The 12,702-nt window shown below is 68.2% G+C and carries 10 protein-coding genes; 1 reads left to right on the forward strand and 9 read right to left on the reverse strand.

Annotation, left to right across the window (positions count from 1 at the left end; translation table 11 throughout):
- From FV220_RS20905 to FV220_RS20930, 6 genes are all read right to left on the reverse strand, one after another.
- On the reverse strand, positions 1-1,413 hold a 1,413-nt coding region (locus tag FV220_RS20905; RefSeq protein WP_147833088.1), incomplete at its 3' end, for an AAA family ATPase.
- 26 nt (positions 1,414-1,439) lie between these two features.
- A complete protein-coding gene (locus tag FV220_RS20910) occupies positions 1,440-2,678 on the reverse strand; it encodes an exonuclease SbcCD subunit D (RefSeq protein ID WP_147708292.1) in 1,239 nt (412 codons plus the stop codon).
- On the reverse strand, positions 2,675-3,286 hold the full coding sequence (locus tag FV220_RS20915) for a metallophosphoesterase (protein WP_147708293.1): 612 nt from the start codon (positions 3,284-3,286) through the stop codon (positions 2,675-2,677). The genes FV220_RS20910 and FV220_RS20915 overlap by 4 nt, the downstream gene beginning before the upstream one ends.
- Before the next feature lie 347 nt (positions 3,287-3,633).
- Positions 3,634-4,308 (reverse strand): RES family NAD+ phosphorylase, encoded by a 675-nt coding sequence (locus FV220_RS20920; RefSeq protein WP_147708294.1) that lies wholly within the window; start codon positions 4,306-4,308, stop codon positions 3,634-3,636.
- Positions 4,308-5,069: a hypothetical protein gene (locus FV220_RS20925; protein WP_187272916.1), complete on the reverse strand. Its 762-nt coding sequence runs from the start codon at positions 5,067-5,069 to the stop codon at positions 4,308-4,310. The genes FV220_RS20920 and FV220_RS20925 overlap by 1 nt, the downstream gene beginning before the upstream one ends.
- Before the next feature lie 303 nt (positions 5,070-5,372).
- A complete protein-coding gene (locus tag FV220_RS20930) occupies positions 5,373-5,840 on the reverse strand; it encodes a hypothetical protein (protein WP_147708295.1) in 468 nt (155 codons plus the stop codon).
- 1,902 nt (positions 5,841-7,742) lie between these two features.
- On the opposite strand from FV220_RS20930, the gene FV220_RS20935 reads away from it, so the two are divergent.
- Positions 7,743-7,991 carry a hypothetical protein gene (locus FV220_RS20935; RefSeq protein ID WP_147708296.1) on the forward strand — a complete coding sequence of 83 codons (249 nt, stop codon included), beginning with the start codon at positions 7,743-7,745 and terminating at the stop codon, positions 7,989-7,991.
- Between the two features lie 192 nt (positions 7,992-8,183).
- On the opposite strand, the gene FV220_RS20940 is transcribed toward FV220_RS20935, so the two are convergent.
- The 3 genes from FV220_RS20940 to FV220_RS20950 all read right to left on the reverse strand — a co-directional run.
- Positions 8,184-9,374, reverse strand: coding sequence for a tyrosine-type recombinase/integrase (locus FV220_RS20940; protein ID WP_147708297.1), 1,191 nt, complete (start codon positions 9,372-9,374; stop codon positions 8,184-8,186).
- Between the two features lie 3 nt (positions 9,375-9,377).
- Entirely contained in the window at positions 9,378-9,731 is a 354-nt protein-coding gene (locus FV220_RS20945; RefSeq protein WP_147833089.1) for a helix-turn-helix domain-containing protein, read from the reverse strand.
- Positions 9,732-10,628: 897 nt separating this feature from the next.
- Positions 10,629-12,702 (reverse strand): AAA family ATPase (locus FV220_RS20950; protein ID WP_210245956.1); only part of this gene is annotated, 2,074 nt, incomplete at its 5' end.

Genomic DNA, 12,702 nt, shown 5'->3' on the forward strand with positions numbered 1-12,702 from the left:
GGTCTCCGCGTCCGCGAGGGCCACCAGGGCGGCGTCGCGTTCGAGGGCCAGGGCCGTCCGCTTCTCGAACAGCCCGGCGATCTCCGCCGCCCCGTCGGCGAGCGGCGCCATGGCCGCGTCCGCCACGATCCGCCGGGCCGTCTCATCACGCGATGCCGACAACGCGTCGTAGGCCTTGTCGAGATCGCATCTCCGGGCCCTGGCCCCGTCGAGGTTCGCCGTCGCGTCCTTGGCCCCGGCGGTGGCCGCATCCGCCTCGCGGGCGAGTTCCACGATGCGGGCGTCCAGAACGCCGGCCGCGCCCCAGGTCGGCGTGAAACCCCGGTAATCCGCTTCGCCCGCCTCGTCGGCCGCGCGTGCCGTCGCCAATCCCGTCCGGACCTCCGCAAGGGCCGCCCCGGTGGCGTCGACGTCAGCCACGGCGGTTTCCAGGACGCCCTCTGCCGCAGCGAGTTCGGCCTCGGCCGCCGTCATGGCATCCGCCGGGCGCCTTGAGGGTTCGACGGCCTCGATCTCGGCGAGCCTCACGGCGTCGTCGCGGCCGTCCCGGACGGCGGAGGCGGCCTGCTCGACCAGTACGGCCGCCTCGGCGAACCGCGCCTCGGCCGCCGCCGACCGGCGGGCATGGTCGAGGGCGGTGAGATGGGATCCATGCTCGGTCGCGAGAGCCGGCATCGCCGCGTCGATCACGTCGCGTTCGGCCGTCCTCTCCCGTCGTTCCGCCACGTCGAGGAGACCGATGGCGTCGTGTCGCGCGACGAGGATGGCAAACGCCGCCCGACGTTCGTCGGCGCCGGCGCGGACCCGCTTCGAGATCTCCGTGTAGACCTGCGTCCCGGTGATCTTCTCCAGCAGGTCGGCGCGATCCCCCTCGCCGGCAAGGAGGAAGGCGTCGAATTCGCCCTGGGCCAGGACGACCGTGCGCCGGAACTGGTCGAAGGTCAGGTCGGTTCGGGCGACGACGGCCTCGTTGACCGCGGTCTTGCCGGTGGCGACCGCGGCGCCGTCCTCGATCCGGGACAGGATCCGGGTCTCGGCCTGAAGGCGTCCGTTGGCCCGGTTCCGGGCCCGGTAGACCGTCCACCGGGCGCGGTAGGCGACACCGTCCCGGCCGAGGAAGTCGACCTCGGCGAAGCCCTCGCCGGCACCGCGCCGGAGGATGGCGCGCGGATCGCCGGAGTTGATGGCCTGGCCACCCGGATCGGGTACGTCCTCGTTGCGTCCGGCGCTCACGCGGGGAAACCGGCCGTAGAGGGCGAGACACAGCGCGTCGAGGATGGTCGACTTGCCGGCGCCGGTCTCCCCGGTGATCGCGAAGATGCCGGTGGCGCCGAGCGGGCCGCCGTCGAGGTCGATGTCGAACGGCGCGGCGAGGCTCGCGAGGTTCGCGCCGCGGATCGCGAGGATGCGCATCGGTCAAGCCCGGGCTTGCGGACGGTTCATGCGCCTGCCCTGGCGCGATGGAACACGTCGAGGTGCGGGGCGGCCGGCTCGACCCCATGGGTCTGGAGGAAGGCCATGCGGAACAGGTCTTCCGGGTCCCGCTCGGCGAGGCGGACCATGGGACCGCCCACCGGCGCGAGGTCGGGCGACGGGGCATCGACGCTCGCGACCCGGACGTCGACGACCCTCACCGGGAACCGCTCGGCGATCCGATCGACCTCGGCCCGGTAGCCGGCCGGCAATCCGGCGCGGGCGAGCCGGATCTGGAGGAAGGGCCGGGCCTCGACCGGCAGGCCGGGATCGAGGTCGAGGGCCGCCAGCCGGTCCCCGAGTTCGCCCAACGCCATGTCGCCCGCTTCCGGCAGCCGCAGGAAGAGGACGGGCCGGTCGATGACGACGTGTTCCGTCCGTGCCGGGCCATCGCCGATGGTGACGAGGCTGACCCCGTGGCGGTAGGCCAGTTCCGTGGCTGATAGCGGGATGAGGGAGCCGGAGTAGCGTACGATGGGTCGGCCGACTTCCTGTGCGCGATGAAGGTGCCCCAGGGCGACGTAGTCGGCATCCTCCGGGAATACGTCGGGCGGGACCGCGTGCTCGCCGCCCACCAAAATCCGGCGTTCAGCTCCCTCCGATTCCAGCCCACCGGCGACGTGAAGGTGCCCGGTGACGATGTATGGCAGCCCCGCCAGTTCGGGGCGGGCCGCCTCGTGCAGCGCGGCGTAGAGGTCGCGCACCGCCCGAACGATGGGCGACCCGGCCTCGTCGCGGACGCGGCCGGCGGTGAGGCCGGGCAGGCAGGCGGCAGTGGGGTAGGAGACGCCGAGCACGTGGCCCGCCACCGCGCCGTCCTTGCGGATCGGCACGAGGTGGCGCGAGAGGTCGATGGCGCCGCCCGGCCGCCGCACGTTGCCGACGACATGGACGCCGATCGCATCGAGGAGGGCGCGCGGCGCCTCCAGCCGGCCGGCCGCGTCGTGGTTGCCGGCGGTGACCACGATCGTCATCGCGGGCCGGGCCTGATGCAGGCGCACCAGTGTCTCGTAGAACAGGCGCTGGGCCTCGCCGGACGGGTTCTGGCTGTCGAAGACGTCGCCGGCCATCACCAAGGCGTCCGGCTCCCGTTCCTCGACGAGGGCGACGAGCGCGTCGAACACCCGCGCATGTTCATGCTCGCGCAAAAAACCCCGCAGGGTCTGCCCGATGTGCCAGTCGCCGGTGTGCAGGACGCGGATCATGTCATCACTTCCGTCGATCGTTCGTCGTGCCCGCGGCCTTGGTCGTGGCTCGAAGCCGGTACACGCGAGAGGGCGTCGGCGTTCTCGGCGAGGCGCACGCGGATCTCTTCGAGGGTGACGGGGCGGTAATCGAAGCAGTCGACGCCGACGTCGGTGCTGGCGGCGGTGCCGGGCAGGCTGCCGTGGGAGTGTCCGAAAAGGTGGATGTCGCCACGGTGCATCCGCGGCCAGACCCGGTGGGCGTAGTGGCTCAGGAACAGCCCCTGGGGGGTGCCGTCGCGGTTCTGGACGACGACGCGGGCCACGTCGACGACGGGTCCGGCCCACTGCAGCCTGGCGCCGATGCGGTCGTGGTTGCCGCGAACCAGGAAGATACGACCCCTCAGCCGCGAAAGGATCGTGCGCGCGTGGGCCTCGGGGCAGCGGTAGCAGAAGTCGCCGAGGTGCCAGACCGTGTCCTCGGGGCGCACGGCGGCGTTCCACCGGGCGACGAGGGTCTCGTCGTGTTCCTCGATGGTCTCGAACGGTCGGTTCAGCGCCATCCTGGGGCTGAGGATCTGGCGATGTCCGACGTGATGGTCGGCCGTGAACAGGGTTCGGGGCGGCATTTCGAGCTCCTCGCAAGTGCGCGGAGGCTCGACGCATGGGTCGTCTGCACTCCGGAATTCAGGGGGGCGAAGGACGGCCTATGCGTTTCATGGAAAGCTCCTGTCGTGGTGAGTGCTTATTTACCGATCGCGTTCGGATCGCAAGATTGCTGTCTAGTAGGGCGTGGGCAATCGTTCGCTGGATCGGCGGTCCCGACCACTCGATCCACAGGAACCTTAACCATGCCCCGCCGCTCCGCGGGGGAACCGGACGTACCGTGTGCGGTCGAAGCCGGACTTCCACGTGGTCCGGTGGCGGAGGCTGACGATTGCATGCGTGCCGTCCGCCGACCTGGGCGGGAGGCGGTTCAGACGTCCTCGTAGTCGATGGACAGGCGTGCCGCGAGGACGCGGACGTCGTCATGGCACGCAGGGTCGGCCACGGGGCGGGTGGATGCCGGCGTCAATGCCCCGGCGGGTAGCCTGTCCCCGAACAGGACGACGGCGAAGTGCGGGCTCCATTGCACGGAGCTGTAGTACAGCCCGTGGGCTCCGGGGCATCCTGTATGCACGTGCTCGGCCCAGCCGCGGGTCCTCGGGTAGGTGCTCGTCGGACCCGTCACGAGGGCGTTCCTGTCGATCCCGACCTGCCGCTGTCCGGCCCCGGTGAGATCGACGAGATGCAGGTCGACCGTCGTCCGCACGACGCTGTGGCTATGCCCGGAGAAATCCCTGGGAAAGACGATTTGCAGGCGTGCGGGACCCGCGGTGGGCGCGACGGGCGGCACGTCGGGGCAGCGGAGGATGATCTCGCAGGCCGCGCACTCGAAGCTTTCGGCGCCATAGATCGTCGGGATGATGACGCCGGCCGTATCCCGTATCGGGGAGAAGCGTGCGTTGCCCCTGGCGGTGTCGTTGAACTGTTCGGGTAGGAATGCGGTCGGGTGGATGCGATGGAGTTCGGTCCCCGTGCGCAGGTCGACGTAGGCCTCCTTCCCCACCCGCATCGTCGACGGGTCGGGTATCGCGAGGTCGAACCTCATCAGCCATGCACCGGGGGGTCGATCTCGCGCTCGAACGCCGCGAGGACGCCTTGCGCGTCGGTCCCGAGCGCCTCGGCCGGGGTTCCGTCCATGTCGAGATGAGGCCGGGTCAACCAGTGGAGGAGGCGGAAATCGCTCCACCCCTTCGGCTTCCTCGCGATCAGCTGCGCCATGGCCGGGTGCAGCCGGCGGCCCTCCACGTCGAACTGGAAGAGCGGGTAGACGGCCCGGCCATCGGTCGTGAACCGCAGGACCTCGTGACCGTCCTCCTTCCGCTTCATCGTGGCCGACGGATTGGCCGTCGACAACCCGAGCAGCGTGCACGCCTCCGCCTGCTCGACCATCGACGTATCGGCCAGGATGCGCTCCTGGAGCCGTGCGCGGTTGAGCGCCGCCTTGAGCGCCGGGTCCTCCCCCTTGACGAGGCTCTCTCGCAACATGACGCGATAGGCGTCGACGACCTTCCTGAACTCGTTCGCGAAGGCGCGCCCCAGGAAGTCGGCCGCGGCGCTCCTGAGAGCCGAATGCACGGCCTTCGTCGTCGCCTTGGTCGCGTTGGTCCCCGAGGGCTTGAGTGATGCCACAACGACCCTGTGGAGCGGGCCGATGTCGGCAAGTCCTCCGTGGACGGAGACATCGACGGTGACATGGGTCGCGTCCTCGGCGATCGCGTCGAGTGTCGCGGAGGCATGGAGACCCTGTCGGACACGACCGTGCACGCCCTCACGGACCCCACCCTTGCCGATCGGCGTCGCCACCATCGCAGAAATCCTACTTTCGATATCTATGACTGGTCATATAGCGATTATAGGCCGAAAAGGCGAGGAGGGAACCACGGTATCGCCGCCACCCCCGGCATGGGGATGTGTACGCATGCCATTGGCCGTGGTTGCACCGGGGGCGGTTCATGAGGCGGGCTGGGCCCGATCGATCTGGTCATGCCGCCCGGGGATCGAGCGGTCGGCCAAGGCTTCCACGGGGCCGTGCCGGCAGGGCGTGAACTAATCCCTGCCTTGGCGATGCCCGCGGGTGCGTCGGGGGAGGCTCAGGCGCCTTCCCCGGGATCATACGGGCCGATCGATCGTTGCGGCGCCGACGTCCGTCATGAACAAACGCCCGTCGGCATAACTGGCCACCCCCGCCCGGACGAGGACGTCGCGCACGATGGTTGTCTTGATGTTGGTGAAGGCCGAGCGGTTCAGCAACGTGCGGACTTCCGGCGTGCCAATGCCTTCTTGGCCGGCCTTCGCCAGGGCGGCGATGACGACGGCGAGGGCCCGCGCATCGACCATCGGAATGAGGCCGGCGGTGTTCGCATTGATCTCCTGGATGAAGTGCTGGCAGTTATCGAGCTTCTTCAGGATTGCGGCTGCGGCGCCCTCCGGCCAGACGTCCTTGGATTGGGTGAGCGGAGCCGTCATGGCGTCATCGGACTTCGTCGCCCCCGGTGGCCGCGACTTGAGATATTCCGTGGCCGCTTCTTCGTAGACGGTGCTGATCTTGAGCCTCCGCTCGGCCGCCGCCACGGCCATGAGGCGCCTCGTGGCGGGCGCCAGGTAAACCATCACCTTTTCGTTGCGCGATCTTGGTCTCGCTTTCGGCATGCGATGTTCGATCCCGGACTGATGCGCCGTGCTGTCATGACAGCACGGCGTTGAGATCCCGTTGACGGATCGCTTCGGGGTGGGATGAAATGACTGCATGCTGTCACGACAGCATGCAGTCATTATTCTGACCTGAATGCGCCATTCCGGCGTGATGACGACAGCAAGCTGTCGCCGGGAGGCTTTGTGGGGGCGGGGTACGGCCGGCCCCTGAGGATCGGCCATTCGATGGGCGATGAGACGTTGGTGTTCGGGACCCGCTGGAGCGTGTCGGGTCGAGCGCCTGGCCCCTGTGCGACATCGATCCGGACGTGCCGTCAGGCCCCACCACGAGACCATTCCAGTTGGGCGATCGCACTTGGAGACGGGGGGACCGTCACGACGGTCGCGATCGATGCGTGTGATGGCTTTCAAGACCATCCAACGTTTGCGTCGTCGGGCCCGGAAAGCGGATGCAGACGACGTGGAATGCTTTGAGGGTCAGGTGGTCGATCACGAGCCACGAGTCCCGCAAAAATCACGCAGCCATTCTATATTGCGCTAAGATATTCAAATTACTGGTGAATTCTTGAACCACATAATGGATTGCTCCATGTTGGGTTTTAATCGCTCTTCGATCGATAATTATCGATCCACCAGTCCGGTGCTCCGAACGAGGTGGAAAAGACCAATTGGATGAGGCGCTTAGCCAGAATTTTGGCCGCAGGTTCCATGGGTAACACCCTGGTTGCCCACCGTGTGACGCGGGTCCGGCATCGCGTTTAAAAGCATGGAACGGCACCGAAAAGCACCTGGGGTCACGCAAAAGTCACGCAATCCCAACGCACGATCCGGGCCTCCGACGACCGCCGCGGGGCACGTAAAAGGATGCCGAATGGAAAAGCATTCACACCGTCGCTTGCCCGGGCGATGTTGCGAACGATCCGGCGACTGCCGCCGCCGAACGCGGTTCCACCCTGCATCGTCGGCGTCGATGACTGGGCGCTGCGCAATGGCCCGACCTATGGCACCAACGTAGTCGATATCGAACGTCCACAGCCCATCGACCTGCTGCCCGATCGCTCGGCCGAGACCTCGGCGGCCTGGCTCCGCCGCGAGCCCCGGGGGGCCGGCTTGTGGAGCGCGACCGCTCGACCGAGTACGCCCGCCGCACCACGCTGGGCGCGCCTGAAGCCGTGCAGGTCGTCGATCGGTGGCACCTCCTGTTCGACGCACGGCAGATGGTCGGGCGCTGGTTTGACCGCGTCCATCCCCGTCGGGAGCAGCTGCCGCCAATCTAGACCCCGTTTCCCTCGACCCGCCGGATCAAAGCCTACTCGCTGGCCCACACGCAGGCGCTCGCCCGTGCCGCGGCGGCCGAGCGGTGGGAGAGGCTCTACGACGTCTGCCGCCGCCGGGCGGCCGGACAGTCGCTGCGATAGATCAACCGCGAGACCGGCCCGCGGCACGGTGCGCAGGTGCGCGTTCGCCGAACGCTTCCCGCGCCACGGCCGGCCCGGACCGGGGCGCGGCCACCTTGACCCCCGTCTCGATCATTCCCACGCCGGCCTCGCTGAAGGCTGCGAGAGCGCCGTGCGGCTCCGGCGCAAGCTCCGGGAGCCCGGCTTCCACGGCACCGTGAAGCAGATCCAGCACCGGCCGAGCGAGGGACGTACGCGTCCGGTCAGGACCACGGCCGGGCGTTACCGGACGCTGCCCCATGCCCGGACGGCCGCTCCGGCGTCGCCCCCGCCGCTGTCCCCCACCGAAGCAGCTATCCCGGCACCTCTTTCGCGATCCGGGCGAACTCTACCAAGAGGCTGCAGCGGCGGTCGCCACGGCGGCGCGTGGGTGGAGCCCGGCACAATCCCCGCCTTCGGCGCGTGGTCGGGCGAGGCCCTCACGGGCGGCGAGCGGGTGGTCGAGGGCTTCGCCACCAGTCGCGGGCAGGATGGGGCCGCCGACCGCGCCGGCCTCTACATGTGCTGTTGCTGTGGGCAAGCCGAAGGCCAGGCCGATCGCCTCAAGCTGCTGAATCGCTCCATGTACGGCCGCGCCAAGCTCGACCTCCTGCGCCGTCGCCTCCTGCTCGCAGCCTGATCCATCAAACTCGGCGATGAACCACTTCAATGGGGGGGCGGGCCAATGGACCGTCCGGTCCCCTCGGTGGTGAGGCACGGACGGAGAGGGGGGTGGTCAGATCATGGATCGGGCTGCGTTGCGAATGGCAAAACGCCCGGCGAGAGAACTCGCCGGGCGTTTTGCGTTTCATCGTCGTTCCTTGACGGTCTCTCAGCCCGGGTGCGGCTCCGAACCATCGTTCGGTCCGGGCGTCCACGCGTCCCTGAGCCTGCGGGTTTCCGCAGCCGTCTGGGCCAGACGCCGACGGATATCGTCGGTGGTGATGTACGCGTAGTGCCTTGCCGTCGTCGAGATGTCGGAGTGGTTCAGCACCTTCGAGGCCGCCTTGAGGTCCCCCGTCGTCCTGACGATCCGCGCGCCCGTGGTCTTGCGGATGTCATGGATGCGAAGGTCGGTCACACCGGCGCGATCACAGATGTTACGCCAGATCTCGGTGATGCTGTTGTAAGACAGCGGGACACATTCCCCCTCGATGCGCATTTGCTTGGTGACGGGATGCCTGCCGTCCCGCGTCATCCGGAAGGTGAACACGTGGGTCGGATGCTTGTGCCATTCGGCCTTGAGGATCTCCGCGACCTCGGGGGTGATTTCCACCTGCTGGAACTTGCCACCCTTCCCGACGACATGGATCACGCCCTGCCGCCAGTGCACCTGCTTCTTCTCGATCAGCGACGCCCTCTTTCGAAGGCCGGTCTCCAGGACGAACCTGACGTACGGCCATACATCGGGACGGATGCCTTCGAGGATCATCTCCTCGTCGATCACCATCTCGCGTTCGCGCGGCGCCACGCTCAGGAGGTGGTCCTTGTAGTGGGGCTCCCTTCGCAGCGACACCCCTCTGACCTTGGCGTGCCGCAGCACCTTCTGGATCATGTGCGTCACGCTGTTGTTCACGGCGGCGTTCGAGATCCTGCCGAGGTTGGGACGGTCGAACCGCCGCTTCTTCCGTCGCTCGGCGATGAGCTCGGCGAGCTTGGCGTTGTCGATCGCCCGTACGGACAGGTCGCCGATCCTGACCTTGAGCCATGCGAAATACGGTCTCTCGCCGACGTAGGAGGGGTAGTCGCCGGCGTTGTCGCGGTACGACGCCACCGCCTCCTCCCAGGTCATGTCGATGTCGTCGGGATCGGGAGCGGGAGCCACGCGCCGGGCCGCCTCCTCGTCGAGGAGCCTGTTGCGGAGGGCCCTGGCGACCCTCTCCGCACCCGCGATGTCATCCTTCTTCCGCTTGGTCGATCCGCAGTGGCGGAACCCGCCGACCTTGAAGTCGTAGTGCCGGTAGGGGCTGCCCTTGCGCTCGCGGGTGAGCTCGGGCTCCGGCTGCTGCTTCCTCGTCGCCATGGCTCAGATCCCTCCGTTTCGGTTGCGGACGGCGATGCGCCGGGGCGCGCGGGCGGACAGCCTCGGGGGGATGCCCCGGGGGGCCACCTTCCGGCTGCGGGCGAAGTCCTCGATGGCCTCCTCCATCACCCGGAGATCGCGCCGCACGATCCCGCGGCCGACGTTCACGGCCACCAGCGTGCCGTCTGTGACGTGGCCCTGGACCTGGCGCAGGCTGATCCCGAGCGTCTCGGCCACTTCCGGCAGCTTGAACGCCTTGCCGATCTCGAAGACGATCTCGACGCCGGCGTGCCATCCGCCGGGCATGGCTCCCCGATCGCACTCCCGCTCGGGGGCGCGGCTTTCACTCGCGTACATGTTCGGTCTTCCTTGCTTGCCCCTGCGGGGCTGTTTCACCGGACCCGCCGCACACGTCGCTTCGTCGTGGCGCGCGGCGGGCCTTCACCGGATCGTCCCCGGCCCCGTCTGAACGAGGCCTGGCGATCCCCACGGGAGGGCGACCGGCATGGGTCGTCCGCCCGCAGCCGGGATTGACCCGGATTCGGTGACCCTCTAAAGAGGGTGCGCAGTCCTGTTCGGTCAGCCTGCCCTCGATCACGGCGGTCGCTTCGTAACCGTGCGCCGTGATCGACTGCTCTGCAGACGAAAGCCCCGTTGGTCCGCCGGCGGGGCTTTCGCTCGCCTGGGATCGGGCCTTGGGTTCGATGGTTCGTCCTACATCCTCGTTCTCCCCTTGCGCCGTATGCGCCGGCCGGGAGCCCCGTGCCGCCAGGCCCTGCTACAGGGCCTTGACAGGAATGCAAGGGCCTCGACCAGGCGTCGAATCGGCGATCATAGTATCGCGTAAACCTTTGTTATTGAAGGTCTTTTCCGAAATCAAAGGATAGACAACTTTATCCTTAGTTCGGGCATTCCCGCAGCTCAAACCGAGGTCCGAGGCCGTCCGATTCCCTGGCCCTAAGCCCTTGAATCCATTGAGACGGGATTTTCTGCGCCGATCCTTCGATCCATGGATCGCGGCGGACACCGGAAAACCGGGCAAACCGCGACTGCTTTTTTAGCTCCGAGGCGCCTTATTTGCATTGCGAGGCCGCCGATCGCCACTCCGGACGGTCGGTGGCCTCGCCCGGCCAGGAACATCGGCTCCGAACACCAGGCGCGGCGGTGTCGTCGGGACGGCTGTCATCGACCCTGATTTTGCATCGCGTCGCGACGCCGTGGGCTCCGAGGTTACCCCTGCCGTCGCGGTCGGGATCAACGGGCGGCATGGTGGCCTCCCCGGCGTCGGCGGCCCCTTGCGGTGGACCCGGCCTCGATGATCGTGCGGATCTCATCGCCCGAGAGCACCCGGGCCTCGACGAGCCGGTTCGCCAGGACCTCGATCACCCCCCTGTTCTCCCGGACGAGATCGGTCGCCTGTGCGTAGAGCCGAAGCAGGTCGGCCTCGACCGTGCGGCGCAGTGCCGGGTCCGTGCGCATGGCGTCCTCGGCGTTGCCGCCGCGGTAGGCGAGGTGGTCGCCGAGGCCGAACTCCGTGTGCAGCGACACCACGATCCCCGTCGCGCGGTCCAGGTCGGAGCCGCGACCGCCGCCCGCCCCGGTGTGGGGCGCCCCGACGAGGGCGTCCATCGCGCGGCCGGCGAGGGCTACCACGGCGACGTTCTCAAGTTGCGTCTTCGTGAGGAACGCCCTCGGGGTCATGATCCCCCGCGCGGCCCCCTCGCTCGACCTGCGGTCCGCGATCGTGACCGAGGTCATCGACGCGACGTGGAGCCTCGCCGCGCAGACGCAATGCGCCGCCTCGTGGGTGGCGATGGCCCGGACCTCCGCGGGGGTGCGCGTCTCGGCCGGGGCCACCTGCGCGATGAGGTCGCCAAGGACCATGCGACGGCCTTCGGCGCGGGCGAGCGAGCGCGCGGTCTTGATCCAAGCGGTCACCTCGGCACCGGTAGACCCGGCACCGAGTTGGGCGACGCCGGAGAGGTCGGCCTCCTGGAGGTCGATCCCAAGGTGCTGTCGCATGATCCCCACGAGGGCATCCTTGTCCGGCCGGTCGATCCGGATCACCGGATGAAGCCGGCCCGGACGGATCAGGGCCGCGTCAAGCATATTGATGTGGTTTGTCGCCCCGATTACAATAACCTTCGAGGTTATATCGGATGTCGTTGAGTCAATACTTGCAAGCACTGAGTTAACGAATGGACTCCACCAATCTCTAGCACGATTATCCATGGTTGCTCTGTTAGGAATACTGTCTATTTCGTCTAGGAACAGAATACTAGGTGCTATAGCGGCGGCTTGCGCGACCTTCGCCTCCCACGCCTTGAGCACGCCGTCCAGATGACCGGAAGACGAGGTGAAGAGTTCGGCTACGCTCGCCGAGACAAGCGGGACCCGAGCCGCCTTTGCGAGACTGCGGATGAGGCTGGACTTACCAAGGCCAGGTTCCGAGTACAGCGTGCAGTTCTTGGAGATCTGGGAGAATTCCAGACGTCCGGCTCGCCATTCGTCGAGGTCGCGCACGAGCGCGAGGGCGAACGACATCGCAGCTCCGTAGCCGTAGAGAGAGGCAAGGTCAGGGACGTCCTCGCCGAGCGCGTCGCCGCCCGAGAGGGCGCGGGCGGAAGCCTGGAGCCGTGCGATGCAGGTCGCCGGCGAGGTGCCCATCCTGATCGACGCGGTGATGTCGTCGAACGAGAGGCCGGCGGCGACGGCGGGCGGCAGCCGGCGTGCCCGCTTGCCGGTCACCGCCTTGATCACGTCGGCGACGACCCGATTCGACGGCGGCCCGATGCGGACGACCAGGTCGGCGGCCTGGACGAGGGTGGCCGGTAGGTAACGGGCCGGAGCGTGGCAGACGCCTGCGATACTGGCACCCCGCGACAGCGCGGATGCGACCGTCCCGTTGCCCTCGGTCGGGCGGTCCTGCCTGGCGCCGGTCCTGACGATGACCTGTGCGAAGGCAGCTAGGTCGCCGAGCGCCATCTGGATCTTCGTCGACCAATCGGGACCCGGCACCTCGACGACGACGGCGAGGCCCTCCTCCTCCCGGATGCGCCGCAGGCCCGCCGGGCCGAGGGCGTCGAGCAGGGCCGCAACAGGCAGTGCTTCCCGGGCGTCCCGGCAACCGGCGAGACCGGCCCGGACGTAGACGGTATCGGCGTCGTCCGCGGGGTGGTGTTCCTCGTTGAAATCGAGGGCGGCCTGGGCGGCGACGCGCTTGGCATGGGCGATGAGGGAATTCGACATGGCTGCCTCCGGGGCGAGGCAGCCGGCCGCGATCGCGGCGCCGGTCAGGCCTCGTGGGGAATGGGGGTCGTGCGGGGAG

Origin of the sequence: Methylobacterium sp. WL19 (assembly GCF_008040005.1) — a bacterium.
Taxonomy (GTDB): domain Bacteria; phylum Pseudomonadota; class Alphaproteobacteria; order Rhizobiales; family Beijerinckiaceae; genus Methylobacterium; species Methylobacterium bullatum.

What these genes read in the sequence shown, in the direction of transcription:
- FV220_RS20920 (WP_147708294.1), bottom strand. Translation starts at nt 4,308, where the DNA reads ATGAGGTTCGACCTCGCGATACCCGACCCGTCGACGATGCGGGTGGGG.
- FV220_RS20945 (WP_147833089.1), bottom strand. Translation starts at nt 9,731, where the DNA reads ATGTACGCGAGTGAAAGCCGCGCCCCCGAGCGGGAGTGCGATCGGGGA.
- FV220_RS20940 (WP_147708297.1), bottom strand. Translation starts at nt 9,374, where the DNA reads ATGGCGACGAGGAAGCAGCAGCCGGAGCCCGAGCTCACCCGCGAGCGC.
- FV220_RS20925 (WP_187272916.1), bottom strand. Translation starts at nt 5,069, where the DNA reads ATGGTGGCGACGCCGATCGGCAAGGGTGGGGTCCGTGAGGGCGTGCAC.
- FV220_RS20910 (WP_147708292.1), bottom strand. Translation starts at nt 2,678, where the DNA reads ATGATCCGCGTCCTGCACACCGGCGACTGGCACATCGGGCAGACCCTG.
- FV220_RS20930 (WP_147708295.1), bottom strand. Translation starts at nt 5,840, where the DNA reads ATGGCCGTGGCGGCGGCCGAGCGGAGGCTCAAGATCAGCACCGTCTAC.
- FV220_RS20915 (WP_147708293.1), bottom strand. Translation starts at nt 3,286, where the DNA reads ATGCCGCCCCGAACCCTGTTCACGGCCGACCATCACGTCGGACATCGC.